The following is a 24,012-nucleotide window of genomic DNA, read 5'->3' as shown; positions in this document are numbered from 1 at the left end:
GAGGGTGCTCCATGGGATTGCTGGACAACTTGAAGAAGAACCTGGGCCTTGGTGACAAGGGGCGCGGCGATCAACTACTGCACGGCGACAAGGATCACAGGGACGATGCTGGGTCCGCTGCCCGCGACTCAGCTCCCGCCGAAGCCCCAGCTCCAGCAGCCCCATCAGCCGGTAACCAGGCCGCGGAGGATGCTGCAGCCGTCGAGGTTTCAGCAGCTGACCGGGAGGCCGCTGAGGCCGCGGCAGCCCAAGCGGCCCAGCAGCAGGCAGCAGCGGACGCCGCAGCAGCCCAGGAGGCCCGTCAGGAGGGCCTTGAACCCGTGGCCCCGGAAGTCCAGCCGCAGGCGCAGGAGGCGGCCGCTGAAGCTGCTGCAGGGGCCGGGCAGCCGGGACCTGTGGCCCCAAGGGCTACGGAGGTTGTGGTGGAGCAGGGAGACACCCTGAGCGGGATCGCTGCCCAGTTCGGGGTGGATCTCGGAGCGTTGATTGCGACCAACGCCGATACTGTGCCCAATCCAGACCAGATCTACCCCGGACAGGTCCTTCGTCTGCCCTGATTCGGGCAGGCGAAGAGGGCGAAAATAGATCAAAGAAACTGCGTCTTCGCAAATTGTGTCGGCGTCGATTTTCCGCGTTCTTTAGCCGATTTGTAGCTTCTGAAAACGTCCGGTAGAGTATTTACTCGTTGCCCCCCTAGCTCAGTGGTAGAGCGCGTTCTTGGTAAGAACGAGGTCACCGGATCGATTCCGGTGGGGGGCTCTGAATGAGGGCCTGTGTCAAGGCGGTTTTGACCGGCTTGACACAGGTTTTTCTCATTCGTGGCGGTGTAGCTCAGTTGGTTAGAGCGCACGACTCATAATCGTGAGGTCGGGAGATCGAGCCTCCCCACCGCTACAGAGCAAGACCCCGCAGCGTCAGCCTGCGGGGTCTTTTTTCATTCTGTGGGACAGAATGGGTTCATGAGCCGAATCGCAATCATTGGCGGCCACGGGAAAGTGGCCCTGCATCTGTCCCGCATTCTCAGTGGCGAAGGTCACGACGTCACGTCTTTCATCCGAAATCCCGATCATGTGGCAGATGTCACGGAAGCCGGCGCAAAAGCGCAGGTGCTTGATGTGGAAAACTCGACGACGGCGGAACTCGCCCAAGCGCTCGACGGCCACGACGCCGTGGTCTGGTCCGCGGGGGCCGGTGGGGGCAACCCGGACCGGACCTATGCCGTGGACCGCGACGCCGCCATCCGCTCGATGGACGCCGCCGCAGAGGCCGGCGCCAAGCGGTATGTCATGGTGTCCTACATCGGCGCGGCGAAGGACCACGGGGTGCCCGCTGACAATCCATTCTTCGCCTATGCGGAGGCCAAAGCAGCTGCGGACGACTACCTGCGTGCCACCGACCTCGACTGGACCGTCCTGGGCCCGGGAACCTTGACCGACGAGCCCGCTACGGGCTTGATCCAGACCGACCCCGAGAACCCCGGCAGCGGCACAGAGACCTCGCGTGCCAACGTTGCGTTGGTCACGGCCGCTGTCCTGGAACTGCCCGGCACCATCCACCGGACCATTGCGTTCAAGAATGGCACCGCGGACGTGGTGGACGCGCTCACGGAGGACTGACCCGGGAGCAGAGGCGCTGACTGTTACTCCGCGCTGACCGTCACTCCGCGTGGACCGTCTGCACTCCCGGGATATGTTGGTAGGGAACTTTTTCGGCTTCGCCCGGGGGAGGGCCTTACAACATCTGGGGAAGCAGGAACATGGATCAGTTGGCGCTCATTGTCGGGTTGCTGCTGGCGACGGTGGTGGCAGTGGGCTTGGGGGACCGGCTCCGGCTGCCGTATCCGGTCCTGATGCTGCTCCTGGCTGTGGCGCTGACCTTCATCCCGGGCTTCCCGGAGTTTGAGATCTCGCCTGAGCTGATCCTGCCGATCTTCCTTCCGCCGCTCCTGTTCGCCACGGCCCAGAAGAGTTCCTGGGCGGTCTTCAGGGTGCGGTGGCGGACGCTCCTGCTCCTGGCCGTGGCCCTGGTGGTGGTGTCCACTGCGGTAGTGGCCGGTGCTGCCTGGCTCATGATCCCGGGCATCGGAATCCCGGCGGCCATCGCTTTGGGTGCCATGGTGGCCCCGCCGGACCCCGTTGCCGTTGAGTCGGTAGCCGGCCGCGTCCACATGCCGCGCCGCCTCATCACGGTCCTGCAAAGCGAAGGGCTTTTCAACGACGCCGCTGCCATCGTCATCTTCCAGGCCGCCGTTGCCGCCACCATGTCCGGCAAGGAAGTGGGCCCGGAGGTCATCCCGCAGTTCGTCATCGGGGCCGCTCTGGCTGTGGGGATCGGCATCGCGATGGGTTGGCTGACCAAGTTCATCACCAAGCTGGTCACGTCCATGGTGGCCCGCAGTGCCGTCACCCTGGTGGTGCCGTTCGCCGCCTACATCCTCGCGGAGGAGTTGCACGCCTCAGGTGTGGTGGCCGTCGTCGTCACCGCCTTGGAGTTGCAGCGCCATACGCGGCCGCAGGATGCCGCTGAACGCGTCACACGGACGGCGTTCTGGGATGTGGTGGAGTTGCTTGCCACGGGGCTGGCCTTCGGCCTGGTGGGGCTGGAAATCCGCCACGTTATCCGGGACGAGGGGACGGCGATCTTCGGGATGATCGGCATGGCTGTGGTCATCTGCATCCTGGTGTTCGTCGTCCGGTTCTTGTGGCTGGGCCTGCTTGCCCTGACGGCCCGGAGGCGCAGGAACCTGCTGCAGCCCACCTCACCCAAGGAAGTGCTGATCCTGACGTGGTGCGGAATGCGCGGTCTGGCTACGTTGGCCCTGGCGTTGGCGCTTCCCTTGACCCTGCCGGATGGCAGTGACTTCCCGGCGCGGCACGAGATCCTGGTGATTGCCTGCGCCGTCCTCCTGGCAACCTTGGTGCTTCCCGGTCTCACCTTGCCATGGCTCATGCGGGTGCTGAAGGCCACCGAGGACGGTTCTCACGAGCAAGATGCCGCCAAGGTCCTGGCCAAGCGCGCCCAGTCTGCTGCGGTGGCCGCCTTGAAGGACCACGACCTGATGAAGGAACTCCCGGCGGAGAAGGTGGCGCTGGTCAAGGAAAAGATGCGCAGGCTGCATGCAGAGCTGCTCGATGGCACCCTGCAGAACGAGTCGGTTGCTGAAAAGCGGAAGCGTGGACGGGAGTTGTCGATCGCGGTGCAGACCATCGCGCTGGACGCTGCACGGCAGGAAGTGGTGGTGGCCCGGAACGAGCTGGGTACCGACCCGGAAGTGGCAGATCGCGTGCTGAGGCAACTGGACCTGCGCACCATGTCGATGCCGGACTAGCCAAAGTCCGGAATGGCCGCCGGCCGGGCTGGCCGGGAAGAAGTGGCCAGCCGGCAAGGGGTGGTCAGCCGGCAGCCTCGTGTTCCGGCAGCGACGCGGGGTAGAGGTCCAAAGCGTGCTCTTCGACATAATCCAGTGCGTGCCGGATCGCGCCAAGGGACACGATGCCGTCTCCCAGGGGTGAGGTTGCCAGGCGCGGGGGAGTGAAGGTGAACTCCGTCATCTTTTCTTCAATGCCCGGAATCAATGCGTGGGCAGAGGCTGCCACGCCCCCGGCTATGACCACCAGTTCGGGGTTCACCAACGTACTGACCGAGCCGATGACCCGGGCCATGCGTTGGGCCAGGCGATCCAGGGCCGTACGGGCGGGGCCGTCTCCGTCCGCGGCTGCGGTGAAAACCATCTCAGCGGTCAAGGCTTCGGGATTCCCGCCGCACAGCGTCCGCAGCGTCGTGGTCGGATTGCTGTCCATGGCTTCCCGTCCCCACAGCGCAGCGTAGTGGGCAATGCCGTAGGTGTCGCCCACCCCATCTACATGATCCAGATATCCCAATTCACCAAAGCCACCGAGCTGCCCGTGGAGCAGGCGGCCGGATTCCATGATGCCTGAACCCAGCCGGTCACCGGCCAGCATGACCACAAGGTTGTCCACTCCCTGCGCGGTCCCTTGCCACCGTTCAGCGAGGGCCGCGAGGTTGGCATCGTTTTCCAGGAGGACGTGCCAGCCATGCCGCTCGGACACAATCCGGCGGACATCGAAGGATTTCCAGAATTCCTGGGCCCGGAGCACCTCGCCATCGCGGCTGACCGGGGCGGCCACTCCGACGGACACTGCGAGAACGGAATCCGCAGCCACGCCGGCTTTTTTCAGGGCCTCTGCGGCGATCCTGTCCAGTACGTCGGCGCGTTCGTCAGCCGGGACGTTGTACGTACGGAATGGCATGGTGACCTGGGACAACGTTGTTCCGGCCATGTTGGCCACGATCGTGGTGATCTTGGTGGCGCCGATGTCGATTCCGAGCACGCTGGCCGCACCGTCGTCGAAAACAAAGCGGCGTGCGGGCCTGCCTTTGACGTATTCGCCCGTACCCCGCTGGTTTTCAAGTTCCTGCAGCCATCCGAGGCGGACCAGTTCGTCGCAGATCGATATGACCGTGGCCCGTGAGAGGCCGGTGGAATCCATGAGTTCCGTTCCGGTGAGGACGCCGGCGCCACGCATTGCCTTGAGCATTGCGCTGGCGTTGACCCGGCGCACCAGCTGTGTTGATGGTGCAGTCCCAGTCAGCATGGGGTACTCCGAACTCTTGGGGCAGTCAGCCGGGAATGATAGAACGATCTCTCTAAATTTAGTACATAAATTTAGATGACGACGGATTTCGTTCAAAAGCTTGACCCTGTGGCGCCGGTCACTCAAACTTGCGATAGGTAATAAATTTATCTCCTATCTAAACATCGGGGCTGGTGGTCAGTGACCCCCTTCCGATGGCACGGCGGCCACTGGGGTCCGCACGACGAAAGGACCACGGAGTCAGTGAAACCTACGCGCAAGAATCGCCTGGCGGCGGTGACCCTGGGGCTGGCCTTGCTGGCTGGCCTCCTCACAGGGTGCACCGGGGATCAAGGCAAAGAGACCATCCGGTTTACGTTCAGCAAACGTGAAGCCATCGGCTTCATGACCAAGCTCGTTGCCGACTACAACGCTTCTCAGAACGACACCGAGGTTGTCCTGGACACTTCAGGCGTGGACGTTGTGTCCGCCAGCTTCGTTCGTGGAAATCCGCCGGACATTGCCCTCGCAAACTACAACATGGAGACGTCCCGCTTTGTTCAGCGCGGTGCGTTGAGCGATCTGTCCGGTACGGATGCGGCATCAAGGATCCGGGAGGATCTCCAGCCGCTGATGGACCAGTACGGGACCTACCCGGACCGGACCAGCGCCCTTCCTTATTCCGTGATGGCATCGTCCGTGATCTACAACAAAGAGATCTTCGCCGCCAACAACATCAAGGTGCCCACTACGTGGAGCGAACTCATTGCTGCCTGCGAGCAGCTGAAGGCGGCTGGGGTGACACCCTTTTATGCCACCTGGAAGGACGACTGGACTATAGCCCAAGGGTGGTTCGACTACTCTGTGGGCGGCCAGGTGGACACGCTGGACTTCTTCGACAAGCTTTCCGCGGAAGGCACCAATGTGGGGCCACAATCTGCAGTGTCCTTCCAGAAGGACTTTGAAAAGCCTGTTGGCAAGATGCTGGAATTGGCCTCGAAGTACGTGAACAAGGATGCAGCCAGCCGGGCCTACGGTGACGGCAACCTGGCGTTCTCCCAGGGCAAGGCCGCAATGTACCTGCAGGGGCCGTGGGCCTTCAGCGAGATCGCGAAGACCGCCCCGGACCTGAAACTCGGAACTTTCCCGCTGCCGATGACCGAAAATCCCCAGGACCTGCGCGTCCGGGTGAACGTGGACCTTGCCGCCTGGATCCCTGAGGCCTCCAAGCACAAGGAAGCCGCACGGGACTTCCTTGACTACCTTTACCGGCCCGAAGTGATCGATTCCTACAACAAATCGCAGTTGGGTTTCACCCCCACCAAGGATTCTGCCGTGGTTCCCGATCCCAGGATCGAAGGAATGGTGAGGTACTACGAGCAATCCCAGGTCTACCAGGGTCCCTCGGTGCTGGTGCCAAAGACCATCCCGATCATGAACTACACGCAGGCCCTCGTTTTCGGCGCCAGCCCAACCTCCACCCTTAGCACCCTCGACGCAGATTGGGCGCGCCTGGCGTTCCGCCAGTAGCGCCGAAACAGGGAGTCAACATCATGTCCATCACCACCACCCCCACCACGTCCGGGCAGGACGGCGGAAAACAGGCTTCCCCCAAGCAAAGCCGTCAGCGGCAGGGCAGCAGGCGCCGGGTCGAACCGATCTTCTACTTTTTCCTCGTCCCCAGCCTCATCCTCTTCACGTTGGCCATCACCGTTCCGGGGATCATCGGCATCTTCTTCAGTTTTACCAACTCCATCGGAATCGGCGACTGGGAATTCGTAGGCCTGACCAACTACGTTGCCATCTTCAGTGACCCCGCCATCCTGCAGAGTTACCTGTTCACGTTCGGGTTCTCCATCGTTACCGTGATCGCCGTCAACGTGGTGGCGTTCCTCCTGGCCGTCGGGCTGACCTCGCGCATCCGGATGAAATCGGCACTGCGGACCATCTTCGTCATCCCCATGGTGGTCTCAGGCATCATCATCGCCTACGTCTTCAACTTCCTGTTCTCGAACTCGCTGCCATCCCTGGGTGCGGCGGCCGGGATCCCCTGGCTGGAGAGCAGCCTGCTGGCAAACCCGGACCTCGCCTGGGTAGCCATTGTTGTGGTCACTGCCTGGCAGGCTGTGCCGGGTGCCCTGCTGATCTACATCGCAGGTTTGGTGGCAGTGCCTGGGGACGTCTATGAAGCTGCGGAGATCGACGGCGCCAGCAAGTTCCAGCAACTGGTAAAGATCACGCTTCCGCTGGTTTCGGGCTACGTGGTCATCAACATCATCCTGGGATTCAAGGGCTTCCTGAACGCCTACGACATCATCGTTGGCCTGACCAACGGTGGCCCGGGCACCTCAACCCGAAGCATCGCGATGACCGTCATCTCGGGCTTCAACGGCGGCGACTACGCCTACCAGATGGCCAACGCCACGATCTTCTTCGTGGTGGCCATTGTTATCTCTCTCGTACAGCTTTCGCTGACTCGCGGACGGAATGCACTCTGATGACCAATCAAGCCACCCTCGCCATCGTCGAGCCCAGCACCCAGCCTGCTGGAAAGAGCCCACGCCGGTCCGAATCCGCCGTCGAGCGGGTGAACTGGCCCACGACCACCATCCTGGTCCTGTGCGCGGTGACCGTTCTCCTTCCCCTGTATGTCACCGTCTCCATGGCGTTCAAGACCCAGGGCCAGGCGGTGGATGGCAACGCCTTCTCCTTCCCTGCCCCCTTCAGCCTCGACGGCTTCTTCCAGGCCTGGACGCTGACGAACTTCCCTGTGGGCGCCGGGATGTCCTTGCTGGTGACTGCAGGGACCGTTGTGGCCACCATCATCCTGGCGGCCTTTGCTTCTTACGCGATCGTGCGCAACTGGGAGCGCCGTCTGTTCCGGTACTCGTTCTTCTACCTGCTGGGGCAATGTTCATTCCCTTCCCGGTGGTGGCGCTGCCGCAAATCCAGCTCACGGGCCGCCTGGGACTCGACAATCCGTTCGGTGTGATCCTGCTGGCCACCATGTTCCAGCTAAGCTTCAGCGTCCTCCTGTTCACCGCATTTCTCCGCTCCATCCCGATGGAGTTGGAGGAGAGTGCAAGGATCGACGGCGCTACCACCTGGCAGACCTTCTGGAAGCTGATCTTCCCGCTTCTGGCGCCAATGAGCGCAACCGTGGGAATCTTCGCCTTCCTCTATGCGTGGAATGACTTCATGATGCCCTCGCTGATCATCTCCGATCCGTCCCTTCAGACACTTCCAGTGCGGCAAAACCTGTTCCAGACCCAGTTCAGCAACAACTACCACGTGTCCTTCGCGTCCTACCTGATGGCGATGGCCCCGGCGATTATCGCCTACCTGTTCACGCAGCGTTGGGTCATGGCAGGGGTTACCCAAGGTGCAGTAAAGGGCTAAGCCTGTTGACCTGCGACGTCCGGCCGTTTCATACTGGTCCGGGATATAAATTTAGATACTAAATCAAAGGAGTTTCGTGAGCACCTCCGCCACTCAGGCACACCGTACCAATGTAGATCGCATGGCCGACCCCAACTGGTGGCGCCAAGCGGCTGTCTACCAGATCTATCCCCGCAGCTTCCACGACGCCAACGGCGACGGACTGGGCGACATCAAGGGCATCACCGCCAAAGTTCCCTACCTCAAGGAACTGGGAATCGACGCTGTCTGGCTGAGCCCCTTCTACCCTTCAGCGCTTGCTGACGGCGGCTACGACGTAGATGACTACCGCAATGTGGATCCGAAGCTGGGCACCCTTGAGGACTTCGACGAGATGGTTGAAGCCCTGCACGCCGCCGGGATCAAGATCGTGGCGGACATCGTCCCCAACCATTCCTCCGACCGCCATGAGTGGTTCAAGGAAGCCTTGGCTTCGCCCAAGGGCTCCGCTGCCCGCGAGCGCTACATCTTCCGTGACGGCCGGGGCGAGAACGGCGAGCTGCCGCCGTCGGACTGGGACTCCGTCTTTGGCGGCCCCATCTGGGATCGCATCACCGAGCCGGATGGCACTCCCGGCCAGTGGTACTTGCACATTTTTGCCAAGGAGCAGCCGGACTTCAACTGGGAGAACCCGGAGATCCGCGAGGACTTCCTGAAGACGCTGCGTTTCTGGTCGGACCGCGGCGTTGATGGTTTCAGGATCGACGTTGCCCACGGCATGGCCAAGGATCTGTCCGAGCCGCTGCCCATGAAGGCCGATCTCGAAGCCAAGGCCCACGGAACCGATGGCTTCACCGATGGTTCCCACCCGTTCTGGGACCGAGACGAAGTCCACGAGGTCTACGCGGAGTGGCGCAAGCTCTTCAACGAGTACAACCCGCCCCGTACGGCTGTCGCCGAGGCCTGGGTCCACGAGTCCCGCCGTGCCCGCTACGCCAGCCCCGAAGGACTGGGCCAGGCGTTCAACTTCGATCTCCTGCAGTCCGACTTCGATGCTGCATCGTTCCGGAAAATCATCACGGACAACCTGGTGGCAGCCAAGGAATCAGGTGCCTCGTCCACGTGGGTTTTCTCCAACCACGACGTCGTCCGCCACGCCACGCGCTACGGACTGCCCAAGGGCGGCTCCGTTGCGCAGGGAACCAATGCGGCACAGGACATTACCGGCGGCAAGCCCAAGGGCCAGGATGGCAAGGGCTGGCTGCTTGCCGGCGCACCGGCTGAAGAGCTCGACGTCGAACTTGGCTTGCGTCGTGCCCGCGCCGCGACGCTGTTGCTGCTTGCGCTCCCCGGCTCGGCCTACCTTTACCAGGGTGAAGAGCTCGGCTTGCGTGAAGTCTCGGAAATCCCTGACTCGGAACGCCAGGACCCGTCCTTCTTCCGCAACCCGGGCGTGGAGATCGGGCGCGACGGCTGCCGCGTGCCGCTGCCGTGGACCACGGAAGGCCCGTCGTTCGGCTTCGGTGCGGGCAAGGCGCACCTTCCGCAGCCGGCCTGGTTCAAGGATTACGCAGTATCCACGCAGGACGGCGTGGAAGGTTCCACGCTGGAGCTCTATAAGAAGGCACTGCGCCTGCGCAGCGAACTCCAGACCAGCGAGGAACTTGAGTGGGTGGAGACAGGAAACCGGGACGTGCTGCATTTCAGCCGCCCCGGTGCCTGGCACACCATCACCAACTTCGGCGGCGAACTCGTTGAACTGCCTGAAGGTGATGTGGTGGTAACCAGCGGACCGCTGGAGGATGGCAAGCTGCCGTCCGACACCACCGCGTGGGTTGTGAGCAACGCGTAAGCGCTGAGGACAAGATGGACGCTGCGGCAGATACGGAAGTTATGACGAATACGAACGGGCGGGGACGCCTCATCTATGGCTGCATGGGACTCGGCGGCCCGTGGGATGGCGCGTCCTATGGCGCAGCTGAGATCGATCAGGCCGCCGCGGTGGTCGACGCCGCTCTGGGGATTGGCATTGAACTTTTTGATCATGCGGACATTTACCGCAGCGGAAAGTCCGAGGCCGTTTTCGGTGAAGTCCTTGCCCGTTCGCAGGGTCTGCGCGGGAAGGTCCAGCTGCAAACCAAGTGCGGCATCAGGCTGGGGGAGCGTGGGCTGGACACGCAATACGACCTCAGCCGGGAAGCCATCCTCGAACGGGTTAACGGGAGCCTGAAGCGGCTCCAAACGGACTATGTGGACGTGCTGCTGCTGCACCGCCCCGATCCGCTGATGGACCCGCGTGAGGTGGCGGACGCCGTCGGACAGTTGAAGGCGGAAGGCAAGGTGCGGCAACTGGGGGTGTCCAATATGTCCGGAGCGCAGATCGCGTTCCTGCAGGACCAGTTGGAGGCGCCTGTTGTGGCGAACCAGTTGGAGATGAGCCTGCTTCGCCGGGACTGGCTGGAGAGCGGTGTGCTGGTCAACCATGCGGAGGGGTTGGGGTACAGCTTTCCGCACGGAACCCTGGAGCACTGCATGACTCACGGGATTGAACTGCAGGCGTATGGGTCCCTGGCGCAAGGGCGCTACACAGGGGCCATGTCTGAGGAGCTCTCACCGGATGAGTCGGCTGTAGCGGAGATGCTGGAACAGTTGGCGGGGGAGAAGAACACCACGCCGGAATCAGTACTGCTGGGTTGGCTGATGAAGCACCCGGCCATGATCTCACCGGTAGTGGGAACCACCCATCCCACCCGGATTGCGGCTTGCGCCGATGCGGCAGTTGTCGCGAAGGAGATGACCCGTGCCCAGTGGTACGGACTGTGGGTGGCAGCCCGGGGCAGCAACATCCCCTAACCCCGTTTTAACCCAACTGAGTCGCAGTTGAGGTCGTTTTGAGCGCTCATAACGACCTGAACTGCGACTCAGTTGGGTGGGAACAGCAACACATGGAGTGCGCCTACGATGCGTGGCTGATCGGGGCCACCACCGAGTAGGTGCTCGAATCACCCTGGATGGCCTGGCTCGGTTTGCCATCGATGCTGACGGGAATGTCGCCGGCGATGGTCACGCGGTTGAGCTTGCGCGGCTGGCCATCGTAGTTGTCCGGGGCGTAGTGCTGGGTGATGCGGTTGTCGAAAAGGACTACCTGGTTCGGCTCCCAGTTCACCCGGACCACATTCTCCGGACGCGTCACGTACGCCTGCAGCAGACGGATGATGTCCTTGGACTCGGTGTTGGACAGCCCCACAATCCGGAGCCGCTGCGCGAAGCCCCCAATGAACAATCCGCGCTCGCCGGTCAAAGGATGGACCCGTACCACGGGGTGGGCGGTCTCGAACTTCAGGCGCGTGAACTCCTTGCGACGCTCTTCCGCGTTGGAGTGCTCGAGATTCTTGGGCACCGAGTAGTCGTAGTCATTGGTGTGGATGGCCCACAGGTTGTCCGCGAAGCTGCGCAGTTCCTCCGGCAGGTCCCGATAGGCGCCGGCCGAGGATGCGATCAACGTCTCGCCACCGTAGGCCGGAAGGTCAATGCTGCGCAGCGTGGACGCCTGCGGCGGGTTGACCACAAACGTGACGTCCGTGTGCCAGTTGTTCGCCGAGCCGTTCTCGCTGTCCACGGGCAGCACGTTCTCTTCGCCGTCTACGGAAGCAACCGTGGGATGCGCCTTGGTAAGGGGTCCAAAGTGCGAAGCGAACTTCACCTGGGCTTCGTCGGTGAGGATGTTGGCCTCGCGGAACACCAATGCCTTGTGCTCGTTGAGCGCTGCCCTGATCTGGGCCACGGAGTCCTCGCTGAGGTCTCCACTGATGTCCAGGCCGCGGATTTCGGCGCCGATGCGGGAGCCCAGCTTGGCGAATTCGAGTTTGGTTTCGGTAATGACGGTCATGATCTGTTTCCTTACTGGTTGTGGTGGATGTGGTGATGGATTGCGGCGGGTGCCACGTGGGTGGGTCAGGAGGCGTCGGCACCAACAGCGGTGCGCCAGCGGGAGAAGTGCCGTTCAAGGGCGACGAGCAGGAAGTTCACGCCAAGCCCCAACAAAGACACCGTAAGAATGCCGGCGTACATGTCCGGGATCAGGAAGCTGCTCTGCGCGTTCACGATCAGATACCCCAGACCGGCCTTGGCTCCCACCATTTCGGCGGCGATCAGCACCAGGATTGATGCGGTGCCGGCCATGCGGATACCCGTGAAAATGGTGGGCACGGCGGACGGGAGAATGACTTTCTGGAAGAGCCGGAAGCTGTTGAGCCCCAGCGAACGCGCCGCCCTGATCAGGAGCGGGTCCACGGTCTTCACCCCGGCAATGGTGTTCAGGAGGACCGGGAAGAACGCGGCGTAAGCAACAATGCTGATCTTTGACTCCTCGCCGATGCCCAGCAGCAGCGTAAACACCGGCAGCAACGCCAACGCGGCGGTGTTGCGGAACAACTCCAGCAGCGGGTTCAGGACCGAGTTCAACCGCCCGTACCAGGCGATGAGCAATCCCAGCGAGACACCTGCCGCCAGTGCGGCGCCGAAGCCTGCCACGGAACGGGTGAGGCTGGCAGCGATGTGGCCTTGGATGGTGCCGGCTTCGAAGAGCTTGCCCCACGCCAGGAGTACTTCGTGCAGCGGTGGAAGGAACACCCGGGTGGAGGGGCTGGCCAAGTACGTCGGTCCGAGCTCCCAGAGCGCCAGGAACGCCAGGATGGCTGTGGACTTCCAGAGAATTGAACCGGCGGCCGCGGTGACCCGTCGCACTCTGCCGGGTGCCGGCGTCGTGCCTTCTGCAGGATCCTGCGGGGAACGCTCGACGGCGGCAGCTGGGTTGGCCGCGGTGCCCGCCGTGGGCGCGGCTTCTGTATGAATGAGCGTGGTGGTCATCAGGCCGCGCTCCTTTCCTTGGTGATGGTTGCGGGTTCGTCCGGTGCGCTGCCGTCCGGCAGGATCTTGCGGTGGCCGGCGTCCTGGGCGCGGCGGACTTCATCGTGCAGGAGCGTCCACACCTGGTGCCGGTGTTCAACGAAGGCAGGGTTGGAACGGATGTCCTCGTCGCCGTCACGGTCCGGAATGGTGATGTCCACGATTTCCTTGAGCCGGCCCGGACGCGCGCTCAGGACAGCGACGCGCTCGCCGAGGTACACGGCCTCGTCAATGCCGTGGGTGATGAACACGATGGTCTTGCCCGTGGCTTTCCAGATCCTGAGGAGTTCATCCTGCAGCTGCTCACGGGTCTGGGCATCCAAGGCGGCAAACGGTTCGTCCATCAGCAACACGTCCGGCTCGTAGGCCAGGCTGCGGGCAATGGCCACGCGTTGCTTCATGCCACCGGAGAGCTCATGCGGATAGCGGTCCTCGAAACCCGCCAAGCCTACGAGTGCCAGGTATTCGCTGGCCTTCGCTGCCCGCTCGCGGCGGTTCAGCTTCCTGCCGTCCGGGCCCACTCCTTCGAGCCCGATCGAGACGTTGGCCGAGGCCGTCCGCCACGGGAACAACGCGTACTGCTGGAACACCACAGCCCGGTCCTTGCCCGGCCCGGTGACGGGTTTGCCGTCCACCAGCACCTCGCCGGAGGTGGGCGTGGAAAGCCCCGCCAGCAGGTCCAGGAGCGTGGTCTTGCCCGAGCCGCTGGGCCCCACCAGGGTGAGGAATTCGCCGTCGCGGACGTCCAGGCTCAGGGAGTCGATGGCGGTGAGGCGGGTGGCGCTGGTGGTTTTGGTGGCCCGGACCGTGAACTCCTTCGTGACGTTCCGGAGGCTGATTTTCGCGGTCATGGCTATCCCTTCTTCGGGGCGAGCTCGTTGAACTCGTTCGTGTAGTACTTGGACGGCGTGAGCTTGTCCTTGACGATTCCCGACGCGTTCAGCCAGGCCTCCCAGCGGGTGAAGTCCTCGTCTTTGATCACCCCTGAGTCCGGGACCCCGGGGCTCTTCCAGAACTTCAGGTTGGCCGTGCTCTCGTTGCGGCCACGGCTCTCTATGATCTTGGTGAAGCGGGCAATGACCTCGTCGCGAGGCGTTTCCGCTGCCCATGTGATCGCTTTGGCAACTCCGGTGGTGAAGGTGCGGGTGGTGTTCGGGTTCTTTGCGATGAAGTCGCTGCGCAACACGATCTGCCCGCCGGCGAAGGTGCCGAACAGCTCCACGTCACTAAAGAGCGATCGCAGTCCGCCGGCCTCAATGGCCCGGTCCTGCAGGACGCCGCCGAGCGTTCCGGCGTCCACCTGTCCACGACGAATCGCTTCCTCGGTGTCGTTCGGTGCCAGCGGGACCAGCTGGACCTGTTTGATCTCGTCCTGGCTGAGTCCGTTCTTGGTCAACCACGTGTTGATGACGGCCTCGTGGTGGGCGCCAAGCGTGTTGACGGCGATCTTCTTGCCAATCAGGTCACGCGGTTCCTTGATGGTGCTCTCCGCCTTGACGTAATACCCGCTGAAGGTCTTCTCGTCGGAGCCGTAGTAGTTGGTCACAGCCTTGACCGGTGCGCCGGCTTCAATGAGCTTGACCACCGCTCCGGAGAACGCGCCGCCGACGTCCGTTTGGTTGGTCGCCGCGGATTGGATGTCCTGCGGACCGCTGGTGGTGTTTCCTACCCAGTTGAGCTTCAGGTCGCCCAGATATCCGAGGTCTGCGGCCAACTCCGGAAAGGTCACGTTGTTGGCCGAGCCCTGGTACCGGAGTTCCTTGACCTCGTTTCCGGCTTGGCCTGTTTGTCCGGCTTCGGCAGCGCCGCCGCAGCCGCTCACCGTCAGCGCTAGTACGACGGCGGCCGCGACGCTCAGCAGGGGCAGATGCAGTTTCATGGGAGCTACTTTCGATGGGTTGGAAGGTGTTGGGTAGCCGGCTGGCGCAAGAGCTTGGGAACCCGTGCAACGGCTTGGGAACGATGAAAGCCCATTTCGGTGCTGCGTGGGAAGTGATCGGGTAACGCCTGGAAACGCTGCGAAACAGCCGGAAACAGGGCGAAATCCTGGGCCATTCCCGGCAACCGGAGGACACAAAGACGCCGCGTTGAGCCCTGTGAACAACAGCGACAGGTGGGCCGGACATGACTGGCGCGTCCCGCCGTCGGACGTCATACTGTTGGACCCCACAGTCATATGGGGTTTAGTTCGTATTGATCCTCACAACCGGGCGTATTTCTTCGCCGTGCGGGCTGCCTGACGGATACGGTAGATACATGACGTCTAGCATCGCCGCCGAGTCCATTCGGCCTACCCGCAACATTCCCGCTGATATCGCCCGTTCGTGGCTCCTTGTGAACGCCATGAAAACGGAGCTCTTTGACGAATCTGCGGGTTCACGGGCAGACGCCATCATCCTGGACATCGAAGACGCCGTGGATCCCTCCCAGAAGGACATGGCCCGCGAGAACGTCGTTAACTGGCTGACCGCCGGTGGCCAGGCGTGGGTCCGCATCAATGACGCCACCAGCCCATTCTGGGCCGACGACCTCGCCGGTCTCCGCGGCACCCCTGGTCTGCTCGGCGTGATGCTGGCCAAGACCGAATCCGCTGACCAGGTCACCGAGTCCTACCACCGCATGGACGGCAAGACCCCCGTGATCGCACTGGTTGAGTCCGCCCTCGGCATCGAGGAAGCCAACCACATTGCCCGCGCCCAGGGTGCCTTCCGCCTTGCTTTCGGCTCCGGCGATTTCCGCCGCGACACCGGCATGGCGGCTACCCCGGAAGCCATGGCCTACCCGCGCGCCAAACTGGTTGTCGCCAGCCGCGTGGGCAACCTGCCCGGCCCCATCGACGGCCCGACCGTCGGCACCAACCACCCGATCCTGCGCGAGCAGACCGGCATCACCGTGACCATGGGCATGACCGGCAAGCTGTGCCTGGCCATCGATCAGACCACCGTGATCAATGAGGTCATCAGCCCCACGCCGTCCGACGTCGCCTGGGCCACCGACTTCATGAACGACTTCGAAGCCAACGGCCGCGTCATCCGCGACGGTTCGGACCTCCCGCGTTTGGGCCGCGCTGAGAAGATCATGAAGCTCGCAGTGGCTTTCGGAGTCCAGCCTTCCCTGTAAGCATGCTGGTCCATGGAGTCGTTTGGGACTCTTCCTCGCCAGCGCTGAGGTTGTTCACGCCGGACGGGGAATTCTCTGATATTGCGTTGGCCCGGGGCTCAGCCCTGGGCCTGCGCGTTATCCCCGGACTGTGGTGCCTGGGCCATACCAAGGTCCACGGTCCGGGGGACCGCACGCATGTTCCCTGCCGCAGCAGTTCCGCGGCGGAGCGTGGCAAGCAATGCGGGGCCTGCTTTGCCCGCGACGATTCCCGGCTCATGCACGACTTCCATCGCGGCACCTCCGTGCCCACTGGCCTGCGGGCCTACCTGATGCAGCCGCACTGGCTCTACGTAGCTACTTTCGCGAACGGTGCCACCAAAGTGGGTACGGCCTCCGCGCAGCGCAAGTGGAACCGACTGGCCGAGCAGGGGCCGTGCATGCTTCTTACGTGGCCAATGCCGAGGACGGCCATGTTGTTCGCATTCTCGAGGACATGGTCACGCAAGAGCTCGGCCTCGTCCAGCAAGTCCGTTCTGCCTCGAAGGTGGCCGGCCTCGTGGAGCCGCGTGCCGGCGTCGAGCTTTTGGCGTTGAACCGTCAGCACGCCGGGCGGGTGCGCGAGTTGCTGGGCGGGCTCGCGATGACCGGCTATTCCGTTGTGGAGGAAGAGTGGGACCGGCCCGCGCTGGCGGACCGGCTTTGTGATGCTGCCGACGACGGGCGTCGCCACCCTTACCCGGTAGCGTTCGACGCCGGCGGGCACGGTCTGCGGGTCCACGCACTGTCCGGGGCCATCGCCTTGGCAGGTCTTCCCGACGCTTCGGGGGCAGAGGTGGAGGGCAGCTTTGTGGCAGACCTGGGCGCGTTGAAGGGCCGCAAGATCGAGTTCGGCCCTCACCTCACGGAAATCCCGGCGCTGCAGGACTCCCTCTTCTAACGCCCGCTTTTTCTCTGCGGCGAGGGGCGACGTCTCTGGCCCGCGAGGGGCGACATCTCGGCAGTAAGAGCCCCCCCTCGGTTGAGATCAAGCCCCTCGGCAACGCCCCGGTAGACTTGGACGGTGCTGGAACAATTTTGGGCTACGGCCTCTACGTCTTACAAAGTGCTCGTTTTCAGTGCCATGGGGTTGATCGCCGTCGGGCTCATCCTGTCCATCGTGGGGAACACGTCCGGCAACCAGGGGCTGGCCATGGCGTCACTGCCCGTCATTGGTGTCGGGCTGCTGCTGCATGTCACGGGGTTGGTCATCCGCGGCCAGAAGATCCGTAAGAGCTACAAGAAGTAACGGCCACCCAAAGGAGGCGCTGCCTCCAAGCCTTCGCAGCCCGATAGGGTTGGACCATGAGTATCAATCCGGACCTGCAGGGCCGAAGCTACCCTGCCGCAGAGGTATATGACGTCGGCCGCGAAAAGATCCGCGAGTTTGCCAAGGCCGTGAAAGCCAACAACCCCGCACATTTCGATGTGGAGGCCGCCAAGGCCCTGGGACACAGCGACCTCGTAGCACCGCCAACGTTCGCCATCATCGTTGCCCAGCGTGCTGATGCCCAGCTGGTGGAGGACCCGGAATCGGGGATCGACTTCTCCCGCGTGGTCCACGCTGACCAGCGGTTCACACACCACCGCGCCATCGTCGCCGGTGACCAGTTGGTAGCCGAACTTCATGTGGACGGCGTCCGTGCCATGGGCGGGGGAGCCATGATCACCACCCGCTCCGAGATTTCCACCGTGGCAGGCGAAAAAGTCGCCACCACCACCTCGTCCATCCTGGTCCGCGGAGAGGGACAGTAACCATGAGCCCCACATTCGAAGAACTGACGGTCGGCCAGGAAATCGGCACCCGCAACATCGAGGTCACCCGCCAGGACCTGGTCAAGTACGCAGGTGCCTCCGGTGACTTCAACCCCATCCACTGGAACGAAGCATTCGCAACCTCGGTAGAGTTGCCGGGCGTTATCGCCCACGGCATGTTCACCATGGGTGCCGCGGTGCAATTGGTGAGCGATTGGGCGGGCGACCCGGCCGCCGTCGTCGATTACCAGACCCGCTTCACCAAGCCGGTGCTGGTCACCGATACGACCGGGACCGATAACGCCGGCGCCGTCATCGACGTCACCGGTGTGGTGGGAGCGCTCGACGCCGATGCCCGCACCGCCCGCATTGACCTCACCGTTGTGGCAGCAGGACTGAAGGTCCTCATGAAATCCCAGGCGGTCGTGAAGGTCTCTTGAACCAACTGAACACCACTCAACGGCGCGCCACACCGACTGAAATGTCGCGGTGGCGCGCCGCTGTTCTTGCCTCCTACGCCGCCAGCGGCATCGCCTTTGCCACCTGGGTGTCCCGCTTGCCCGCCATCCGCGACGGCCTGAACCTCACACCGGGCGGCATTGGCCTTCTTCTGATGTGCATGACTGTGGCCTCCTTCATCTCCATCTCGGCCTCGGGACTGATCGTGCTCAGGATGGGGCCGAAACTCACCACGAGGATCGGCAGTTGCATGGTGGGCGCCGGCTTGGTCACCGTGGGCTTTGGCGCGTCCATCGCGGCAAGTCCCCTGGTGGTGGCAGCAGGTTTGGTGGTGCTCGGTCTCGGCACGGCAAGTTGGAACACCGCTTCCAATGTTGAGGGAGCTGCGCTGGAACGCGCGTTGGACCGGCACATCATGCCGCACCTCCATGGAGCATTCAGTCTCGGCACTGTAGCCGCAGCCGGTTTTGGTGCCTGGGCGGCTGCGGTGCACATGCCGGTTTTCTGGCATTTCCTGATCTCGGGCGTTGTGGTCACCACCTCCGTGGTGACTGCCGGTTTCTGGTTCCGCGCGGAAAAGACAGCTGCTGCTACGCATACTTACCGGCCGGATGAGACGGACACTTTCCAGGACCCCTCCACCGGTCCGCTGCCCATCATCACCGGGTCCCCGGAGACGCAGCCCGAACAAGGCAAGGTCGCTGCCCCACTCGACAACAAGCGGCTCGTGGCCCTTGCCTGGCGTGACCGCCGAACCCTCCTGATCGGCGTCCTGGTCCTCGGCCTGGCATTGGCCGAGGGGGCTGCGGGGACTGGGTGGCGTTGGCGCTTGCCGACGGCCACGGGCAGTCCGATGCCGCAGGCGCAGTGGGTTATGGACTGTTCGTCACCTTCATGACCATCGGCCGATTCGCCGGCACCTCTATCCTCGACCGGTTTGGACGTGTGGTGGTGATGCGCTGGTGCTCAGCGACCGCCGTCGTGGGTCTTGCGCTCTTTGTCTTTTCGCCGGTTCCGTGGCTGGCCTTCGTTGCATTGGCTATCTGGGGCCTTGGCGCATCGCTCGGTTTCCCGGTGGGGATGTCAGCCGCCGCCGATGACCCCGTCCACGCCGCTGCACGGGTTTCGGTGGTCTCCACCATCGGGTATGGGGCTTTCCTTTGCGGGCCTCCACTGTTGGGCCTGTTGGCCGAACACTTCGGCATCCTGCACTCTTTGTTGGCGCCCTTGGTGCTCCTGGTGGTCAGTTTCTTCCTGGCCCCGCTCTCCGGGCAGCAGAAGGACAAGTCCGTCCAGCCCAACGAAGCCCGTTAGGCTTAATGGGTGACCCAAACACTGCTTTCCGAACTGACCACTGCTGCCGTCGGCGGCCCCGCGGGCAACTATGTGGAGGCCCGTACCGAGGCAGAGATTATCGACGCCGTCCGTTCGGCTGACGCTGCGGGCCAGAAACTCCTGATCATCGGAGGGGGTCCAACCTTCTTATCTCGGACGAAGGCTACCCAGGGACCGTGCTGAAGATTGCTTCCCAGGGCTTCACGGTGAACTCCGAGGACAGCTGTGGCGGTGTGTCGGTGGTGGTACAGGCGGGCCACAACTGGGACGCCTTGGTTGAACATTCCGTAATGCACGCCTGGTCCGGGCTGGAAGCTCTCTCCGGGATCCCCGGTGCCACGGGGGCTACACCTGTGCAGAACGTGGGCGCCTATGGCTCAGACGTTTCACAAACCATTGCCGCTGTGCGGACCTGGGATCGTGAACGCAACGCAGTTCAGACGTTTACCAACTCCGAGCTGAAGTTCGGGTACCGCGACTCCATCCTGAAACAGACCACTGTTGAGGGTTCGCCCCGCTATGTGGTGCTGACTGTGGAATTCCAGTTGCCGCTGGGACGGATGAGTGCCCCCATCCGTTACGCCGAGTTGGCCCGGGTGCTGGGCGTGGAGGCAGGCAAGCGCGCCTACTCCAACGATGTCCGGAGGGAAGTCCTCCGGCTCCGCGCATCCAAGGGCATGGTCCTGGATGCAGCAGACCGGGACACCTATTCCACGGGATCTTTCTTCACCAACCCGATCGTGGAGGCAGGGCGCGCCGCAGCGTTGCCTGAGAACGCGCCCAAGTATCCCGCCGGCGACGACGGGCTCGTGAAGCTCTCCGCGGCGTGGTTGATCGACCACGCCGGGTTCGGTAAGGGCTATGGGCTGGAGGAATCGAGTGTCTCAGGCGGCAGGGCTTCCCTGTCCACCAAGCACACCCTCGCCATCACCAACCGGGGGACAGCATCGGCCGCGGACATGGTGGCCATCGCGCGCGAGGTGAGGTCCGGCGTCGTCGAACGTTTTGGCATAGAACTGCACCCGGAACCGCTGCTGATCGGACTTTCGTTCTAAGCTACGTACGGCTCGCGAGGGGTGGGCTCTCGGGGGTATGAGGCGCGTCTTTCGGTCGAGATCCAGCCCTCGGCGAAGCGCCGGGACGGAAACCTAGCGTGTACGCCGCTCTGCAATCGGCAGGATCTTGTTGAGCAACAGGAACGTCAGCCCGCAACTGACCGAGCCCAGCAGGAAGATCTGGCTGAACGCGATACTCTGCGGTGATGGTCCGCTGGGCATGTACAGGCTGGCAGCGGCGAAGCCCACCAAGCCCAGGAGCATGACGATGGCTCCCAGCAGGAAGCTGCGGACCTGCGCGGCAGCCGCCGGGTAGAACCAGGGTTCGGGGGCGTCGTCGTCGCGGTCGGAAACGGGCTGGCTGGCTGCGGCGGTTCCGATGAGGAGCGCAGCTGCTGCGGTCGCTACCAGGCTGGCTGTCTGGATGGCCCGCATTGACGGGGAGAGGCTGACGCCCGTTCCCACGGCAACGATCAGCCCGGCGCCAAGACCCACAAGAGTGCAGAACCAGCCGGCGGTAGCCAACCACCGGCTCATCGGCCGCACAAACGGGGCAAGATCTCCAAAAAGCATGAATCCATCCTAGGATCCGCTGCTGGGTGAGGGCTGGGAGGCGCGGCAAGGTTCCCTGTGCATGCCGGCCCTTTTAGGATGAAGCATGCCTGCAGCCCACAAGAACACCAGTCCGCGCGTCATGGGCCGTTTGCGGCTCGCCAGCCACGGCTTGTTGGCCAGGGGCTTTCCCTCGGTTGCTGATGCGGTTCGTTGGATGACGGCCATGCAGGCCCAGGACCTTGGCCATGCGCTGTGGGCCGTGGGGCAGCGGGTGCCCGGCACCCGGGCCTCGGACGTCAGGGCTGCCCTCGACGCTGGGACGGTGGTCCGCTCGTGGCCCATGCGCGGGACGTTGCACCTCCTGGCCCCCGAGGATCTCCGATGGATTCTGGGCATCACCAGTGACCGCCTCATGTCCATGGTGGCCGGCCGGCATCGTGAACTCGGCATTACCCAGGACGACATCAGCCATTGCCGGGACATCGCGGTCAAAACCACGGAGGTGCTGAAGGCAACGGAGGGCGCACACGGGGCAACCAGGGAGCAGCTGTTCCAGGCGTTTGAGGAAGCCGGCCAGATCACCACAGCACAGCGCGGGATCCACTTGCTGGGGAGCTTGTGCCAGCGCGCTTGGCTGGTGCAGGGGCCGATGGCGGCATCCAGCGGGAAGGCGGGCGTGCAACAACTGTTTGTGCCATTTGACGAGTGGATACCTGAGTCCAGGAACCTTGGCCGCGAGGAGGGCATCGCGGAGCTGCTGTTCCGCTACTTCAGGAGCCACGGCCCGGCCACCATCAAGGATTTTTCGTGGTGGAGCCAAGTGCCGCTCACTGAGGCGCGCGCGGCTCTCACCACCCTGCATGACCGGCTGGTTGAGGTGCCGCTGGACGGCACCAGTTATTGGATGTCGCCCGAGACCGCGGCACTGCTCGACGACGGCGTCCCCGGCTCACGCTCGTTGCTGGCTCTTCCCGGGTTCGATGAGTACCTGCTCGGTTACCAGGACCGGAGCCTGGTACTCGCGCCCGAGTACGCCGAACGGGTAGTGCCTGGCAAGAACGGTGTTTTCAAGCGCATCATCGTCTCCGGCGGGGAAGTGGTGGGAACGTGGGCCAGAACCGTGAGCGGGAAGTCTGTGGGCGTGGTGCCGGAACCGTTCGCGGGGCAGTTGGGAACAGCCGCCGGACGTTCCTTCGAGGCTCAGGGGAGGGCTTACCTGAAGTTCATGGCCCGCTGAAGGATGTTGACCGATCCCGCCGGCTGAACACACCCTACGACGCAGAGAACCCGCTGTTCCGTTGCTGGGCAGCTACGGAACAGCGGGTTCTCAACAAACCGGGGCGGGGAAGCCTAGAGCTTGCCCGTCACGATGTTGAGCATGCGGCGCAGCGGCTCGGCTGCGCCCCACAGGAGTTGGTCGCCAACGGTGAAGGCGCTGATGTATTCCGGGCCCATTTCGAGCTTCCTGATTCGGCCCACGGGGATGTCCAGCGTGCCGGACGCTGCCACGGGGGTCAGGTCCGCCATGGAGGCTTCCTTGGTGTTGGGAACAACCTTGGCCCATTCGTTGTCCTTGGCCAGGAGGTTCTCGATTTCGGTCACGGACAGGTCTTCGCGCAGCTTGAGCGTGAGGGCCTGGGAGTGTGAACGCATGGCGCCGATGCGGATGCACAGGCCGTCCATGGCGATGTGGTCCTTGCCGGCGGTGCCGTTTCCGGTGCCGAGGATCTTGTTGGTCTCTACTCCGGCTTTCCATTCTTCCTTGGACTGGCCGTTGCCGAGGTCGGCATCGATCCAGGGAATCAGGGACCCTGCCAACGGTACGCCGAACTGTGTGGCGTCAACGCCTGTGCGCTGGGCCGCGAGGACCTTGTGGTCGATGTCGAGGATGGCAGACGCGGGATCGTCCAGTTCGCTGCTGACCTCGTTGTTGAGGGTGCCGAACTGGTTGAGGAGCTCACGCATGTGGCGTGCACCGCCACCGGAAGCGGCCTGGTAGGTCATGGAGGTTCCCCACTCCACCAGGTTGTTCTTGAACAGGCCTCCGAGGCCCATGAGCATGCAGGAAACCGTACAGTTGCCGCCGATGAAGTCCTTCACACCACCGGACAGGCCGGCGTCGATGACGTCACGGTTGATGGGATCCAGCACGATGATCGAGTCGTCATTCATGCGCAAGGTGGAAGCGGCGTCGATCCAGAGGCCGTCCCAGCCACGGCTGCGGAGTTCGCCGTGGACCTGCTTGGTGTAGTCGCCGCCCTGGGCGGTGACAATAATCGGCAGCTTGGCAAGCGTCTCAATATCGAACGCGTCCTCGAGCTTGCCGGGATCGCCAGCGGCAGAGCTCAGGAAGGAAGGGGCGGCACCTCCTGCGTTCGAGGTGGAGAAAAATACCGGGTTGATGTTGGCGAAGTCGTTCTCGTCCTGCATGCGCTGCATCAGGACGGAACCGACCATGCCACGCCAACCGACCAGTCCAACGGACGGATTAGCTGCTGTAGTCATTCACCCAGTCTAAACTTTCGGGGCGTAGAGCCGCTGTTGGTTACGTCACCACCGGAACGTACGACGACGCCACTCGCCACAGCGGCCCGCACGCCGACCGCCCAGGCTACTGACCGGCGTCGGGCTCCTGCAGCAAGACCGCCTTGCGCTTGCGCAGGGCAAAGAAGGCACCAAAGGTGAATACCTGGGTGACAACGATCAGCACGATGATGCCGGCAATCCGGTTGCCGCCGAGGATCATGGTCAGTCCCACGATGGCGGAGATCAGGGCGAAGAGCGGCAGCAGCATATAGCCCAGCACAAACAGGGTTTCAGGTTTCTTCAGCATG

The 24,012-nt window shown here is 63.3% G+C and carries 20 protein-coding genes, 2 tRNA genes and 4 pseudogenes; 18 read left to right on the top strand and 8 right to left on the bottom strand.

The window, feature by feature from the left end; translation table 11 throughout:
* The first annotated feature begins 11 nt into the window (after positions 1 to 11).
* The 5 genes from CGK93_RS17165 to CGK93_RS17145 all read left to right on the top strand — a co-directional run bounded on the left by CGK93_RS17165 (position 12) and on the right by CGK93_RS17145 (position 3,328).
* On the top strand, positions 12 to 557 hold the full coding sequence (locus tag CGK93_RS17165) for a LysM peptidoglycan-binding domain-containing protein (protein WP_089595852.1): 546 nt from the start codon (positions 12 to 14) through the stop codon (positions 555 to 557).
* A gap of 130 nt (positions 558 to 687) precedes the next feature.
* Positions 688 to 759, top strand: a tRNA-Thr gene (locus tag CGK93_RS17160).
* Positions 760 to 820: 61 nt separating this feature from the next.
* A tRNA-Met gene (locus tag CGK93_RS17155) sits at positions 821 to 894 on the top strand.
* A 65-nt stretch (positions 895 to 959) separates the two neighbouring features.
* Complete coding sequence (locus CGK93_RS17150) at positions 960 to 1,616, top strand: NAD(P)-binding oxidoreductase (protein WP_089595851.1); 657 nt, start codon at positions 960 to 962, stop codon at positions 1,614 to 1,616.
* A 140-nt stretch (positions 1,617 to 1,756) separates the two neighbouring features.
* Positions 1,757 to 3,328, top strand: a complete 1,572-nt coding sequence (locus tag CGK93_RS17145) for a Na+/H+ antiporter (RefSeq protein ID WP_089595850.1) — start codon at positions 1,757 to 1,759, stop codon at positions 3,326 to 3,328.
* A 64-nt stretch (positions 3,329 to 3,392) separates the two neighbouring features.
* Here CGK93_RS17145 and CGK93_RS17140 read toward each other — a convergent pair whose 3' ends face one another.
* A complete protein-coding gene (locus tag CGK93_RS17140; RefSeq protein ID WP_089595849.1) occupies positions 3,393 to 4,616 on the bottom strand; it encodes an ROK family protein in 1,224 nt (407 codons plus the stop codon).
* 243 nt (positions 4,617 to 4,859) lie between these two features.
* On the opposite strand from CGK93_RS17140, the gene CGK93_RS17135 reads away from it, so the two are divergent.
* The 5 genes and pseudogenes from CGK93_RS17135 (at position 4,860) to CGK93_RS17115 (ending at position 10,826) form a co-directional block, all read left to right on the top strand.
* Positions 4,860 to 6,125: an ABC transporter substrate-binding protein gene (locus CGK93_RS17135; protein WP_232481364.1), complete on the top strand. Its 1,266-nt coding sequence runs from the start codon at positions 4,860 to 4,862 to the stop codon at positions 6,123 to 6,125.
* A gap of 23 nt (positions 6,126 to 6,148) precedes the next feature.
* Positions 6,149 to 7,093 carry a carbohydrate ABC transporter permease gene (locus CGK93_RS17130; RefSeq protein ID WP_089595847.1) on the top strand — a complete coding sequence of 315 codons (945 nt, stop codon included), beginning with the start codon at positions 6,149 to 6,151 and terminating at the stop codon, positions 7,091 to 7,093.
* A pseudogene (locus CGK93_RS17125) lies at positions 7,093 to 7,994 on the top strand (carbohydrate ABC transporter permease). Before CGK93_RS17130 ends, CGK93_RS17125 begins: the two are co-directional and overlap by 1 nt.
* 76 nt (positions 7,995 to 8,070) lie before the next feature.
* Positions 8,071 to 9,825, top strand: coding sequence for a glycoside hydrolase family 13 protein (locus tag CGK93_RS17120; RefSeq protein ID WP_089595846.1), 1,755 nt, complete (start codon positions 8,071 to 8,073; stop codon positions 9,823 to 9,825).
* A gap of 41 nt (positions 9,826 to 9,866) precedes the next feature.
* The gene (locus CGK93_RS17115) at positions 9,867 to 10,826 is read left to right on the top strand and encodes an aldo/keto reductase (protein WP_089595845.1); all 960 of its coding nucleotides are present in this window, start codon (positions 9,867 to 9,869) and stop codon (positions 10,824 to 10,826) included.
* A 103-nt stretch (positions 10,827 to 10,929) separates the two neighbouring features.
* On the opposite strand, the gene CGK93_RS17110 is transcribed toward CGK93_RS17115, so the two are convergent.
* The 4 genes from CGK93_RS17110 to CGK93_RS17095 form a co-directional block, all read right to left on the bottom strand.
* Positions 10,930 to 11,862, bottom strand: coding sequence for a TauD/TfdA dioxygenase family protein (locus CGK93_RS17110; protein ID WP_089595844.1), 933 nt, complete (start codon positions 11,860 to 11,862; stop codon positions 10,930 to 10,932).
* 65 nt (positions 11,863 to 11,927) lie between these two features.
* Positions 11,928 to 12,842, bottom strand: coding sequence for an ABC transporter permease (locus tag CGK93_RS17105; protein ID WP_089595843.1), 915 nt, complete (start codon positions 12,840 to 12,842; stop codon positions 11,928 to 11,930).
* Complete coding sequence (locus tag CGK93_RS17100) at positions 12,842 to 13,732, bottom strand: ABC transporter ATP-binding protein (protein ID WP_089595842.1); 891 nt, start codon at positions 13,730 to 13,732, stop codon at positions 12,842 to 12,844. Before CGK93_RS17100 ends, CGK93_RS17105 begins: the two co-directional genes overlap by 1 nt.
* Positions 13,733 to 13,734: 2 nt before the next feature.
* Positions 13,735 to 14,760, bottom strand: coding sequence for an ABC transporter substrate-binding protein (locus CGK93_RS17095; protein ID WP_089595841.1), 1,026 nt, complete (start codon positions 14,758 to 14,760; stop codon positions 13,735 to 13,737).
* A 377-nt stretch (positions 14,761 to 15,137) separates the two neighbouring features.
* On the opposite strand from CGK93_RS17095, the gene CGK93_RS17090 reads away from it, so the two are divergent.
* The 7 genes and pseudogenes from CGK93_RS17090 (at position 15,138) to CGK93_RS17060 (ending at position 20,623) form a co-directional block, all read left to right on the top strand.
* Positions 15,138 to 16,001, top strand: a complete 864-nt coding sequence (locus CGK93_RS17090) for an HpcH/HpaI aldolase/citrate lyase family protein (protein ID WP_089595840.1) — start codon at positions 15,138 to 15,140, stop codon at positions 15,999 to 16,001.
* Between the two features lie 2 nt (positions 16,002 to 16,003).
* Positions 16,004 to 16,920: pseudogene (locus CGK93_RS24680) on the top strand (DUF2797 domain-containing protein).
* A gap of 123 nt (positions 16,921 to 17,043) precedes the next feature.
* Positions 17,044 to 17,268 carry a DUF3188 domain-containing protein gene (locus tag CGK93_RS17080; protein ID WP_089595839.1) on the top strand — a complete coding sequence of 75 codons (225 nt, stop codon included), beginning with the start codon at positions 17,044 to 17,046 and terminating at the stop codon, positions 17,266 to 17,268.
* A gap of 56 nt (positions 17,269 to 17,324) precedes the next feature.
* Positions 17,325 to 17,774 (top strand): FAS1-like dehydratase domain-containing protein, encoded by a 450-nt coding sequence (locus CGK93_RS17075; RefSeq protein WP_089595838.1) that lies wholly within the window; start codon positions 17,325 to 17,327, stop codon positions 17,772 to 17,774.
* A gap of 2 nt (positions 17,775 to 17,776) precedes the next feature.
* On the top strand, positions 17,777 to 18,214 hold the full coding sequence (locus CGK93_RS17070; protein WP_089595837.1) for a MaoC family dehydratase: 438 nt from the start codon (positions 17,777 to 17,779) through the stop codon (positions 18,212 to 18,214).
* Positions 18,215 to 18,255: 41 nt separating this feature from the next.
* Positions 18,256 to 19,547: pseudogene (locus tag CGK93_RS17065) on the top strand (MFS transporter).
* 9 nt (positions 19,548 to 19,556) lie between these two features.
* A pseudogene (locus tag CGK93_RS17060) lies at positions 19,557 to 20,623 on the top strand (UDP-N-acetylmuramate dehydrogenase).
* 93 nt (positions 20,624 to 20,716) lie between these two features.
* Here the strand turns inward: CGK93_RS17060 and CGK93_RS17055 are convergent.
* Entirely contained in the window at positions 20,717 to 21,196 is a 480-nt protein-coding gene (locus tag CGK93_RS17055) for a hypothetical protein (RefSeq protein WP_089595836.1), read from the bottom strand.
* An 85-nt stretch (positions 21,197 to 21,281) separates the two neighbouring features.
* Between CGK93_RS17055 and CGK93_RS17050 the strand changes: the two genes are divergently transcribed.
* Complete coding sequence (locus CGK93_RS17050) at positions 21,282 to 22,415, top strand: winged helix DNA-binding domain-containing protein (protein ID WP_089595835.1); 1,134 nt, start codon at positions 21,282 to 21,284, stop codon at positions 22,413 to 22,415.
* Positions 22,416 to 22,528: 113 nt separating this feature from the next.
* Here the strand turns inward: CGK93_RS17050 and asd are convergent, their stop codons facing one another.
* Positions 22,529 to 23,683 carry an aspartate-semialdehyde dehydrogenase gene (gene asd / locus CGK93_RS17045; RefSeq protein ID WP_089595834.1) on the bottom strand — a complete coding sequence of 385 codons (1,155 nt, stop codon included), beginning with the start codon at positions 23,681 to 23,683 and terminating at the stop codon, positions 22,529 to 22,531.
* 106 nt (positions 23,684 to 23,789) lie between these two features.
* The gene (locus CGK93_RS17040) at positions 23,790 to 24,011 is read right to left on the bottom strand and encodes an NF038396 family protein (protein ID WP_089595833.1); all 222 of its coding nucleotides are present in this window, start codon (positions 24,009 to 24,011) and stop codon (positions 23,790 to 23,792) included.
* Between the last annotated feature and the right edge of the window lies 1 nt (position 24,012).

Source organism: Arthrobacter sp. YN (genome assembly GCF_002224285.1).
In the GTDB taxonomy this organism is placed as follows: domain Bacteria; phylum Actinomycetota; class Actinomycetes; order Actinomycetales; family Micrococcaceae; genus Arthrobacter.
The sequence above is the reverse complement of the archived record's forward strand: the minus strand, read 5'-3'. Positions and strand labels throughout refer to the sequence as shown.

What these genes read in the sequence shown, in the direction of transcription:
- CGK93_RS17165 (WP_089595852.1), top strand. Translation starts at nt 12, where the DNA reads ATGGGATTGCTGGACAACTTGAAGAAGAACCTGGGCCTTGGTGACAAG.
- CGK93_RS17150 (WP_089595851.1), top strand. Translation starts at nt 960, where the DNA reads ATGAGCCGAATCGCAATCATTGGCGGCCACGGGAAAGTGGCCCTGCAT.
- CGK93_RS17145 (WP_089595850.1), top strand. Translation starts at nt 1,757, where the DNA reads ATGGATCAGTTGGCGCTCATTGTCGGGTTGCTGCTGGCGACGGTGGTG.
- CGK93_RS17140 (WP_089595849.1), bottom strand. Translation starts at nt 4,616, where the DNA reads ATGCTGACTGGGACTGCACCATCAACACAGCTGGTGCGCCGGGTCAAC.
- CGK93_RS17130 (WP_089595847.1), top strand. Translation starts at nt 6,149, where the DNA reads ATGTCCATCACCACCACCCCCACCACGTCCGGGCAGGACGGCGGAAAA.
- CGK93_RS17115 (WP_089595845.1), top strand. Translation starts at nt 9,867, where the DNA reads ATGACGAATACGAACGGGCGGGGACGCCTCATCTATGGCTGCATGGGA.
- CGK93_RS17110 (WP_089595844.1), bottom strand. Translation starts at nt 11,862, where the DNA reads ATGACCGTCATTACCGAAACCAAACTCGAATTCGCCAAGCTGGGCTCC.
- CGK93_RS17105 (WP_089595843.1), bottom strand. Translation starts at nt 12,842, where the DNA reads ATGACCACCACGCTCATTCATACAGAAGCCGCGCCCACGGCGGGCACC.
- CGK93_RS17100 (WP_089595842.1), bottom strand. Translation starts at nt 13,732, where the DNA reads ATGACCGCGAAAATCAGCCTCCGGAACGTCACGAAGGAGTTCACGGTC.
- CGK93_RS17095 (WP_089595841.1), bottom strand. Translation starts at nt 14,760, where the DNA reads ATGAAACTGCATCTGCCCCTGCTGAGCGTCGCGGCCGCCGTCGTACTA.
- CGK93_RS17090 (WP_089595840.1), top strand. Translation starts at nt 15,138, where the DNA reads ATGACGTCTAGCATCGCCGCCGAGTCCATTCGGCCTACCCGCAACATT.
- CGK93_RS17075 (WP_089595838.1), top strand. Translation starts at nt 17,325, where the DNA reads ATGAGTATCAATCCGGACCTGCAGGGCCGAAGCTACCCTGCCGCAGAG.
- CGK93_RS17070 (WP_089595837.1), top strand. Translation starts at nt 17,777, where the DNA reads ATGAGCCCCACATTCGAAGAACTGACGGTCGGCCAGGAAATCGGCACC.
- CGK93_RS17055 (WP_089595836.1), bottom strand. Translation starts at nt 21,196, where the DNA reads ATGCTTTTTGGAGATCTTGCCCCGTTTGTGCGGCCGATGAGCCGGTGG.
- CGK93_RS17050 (WP_089595835.1), top strand. Translation starts at nt 21,282, where the DNA reads ATGCCTGCAGCCCACAAGAACACCAGTCCGCGCGTCATGGGCCGTTTG.
- asd (WP_089595834.1), bottom strand. Translation starts at nt 23,683, where the DNA reads ATGACTACAGCAGCTAATCCGTCCGTTGGACTGGTCGGTTGGCGTGGC.
- CGK93_RS17040 (WP_089595833.1), bottom strand. Translation starts at nt 24,011, where the DNA reads ATGCTGAAGAAACCTGAAACCCTGTTTGTGCTGGGCTATATGCTGCTG.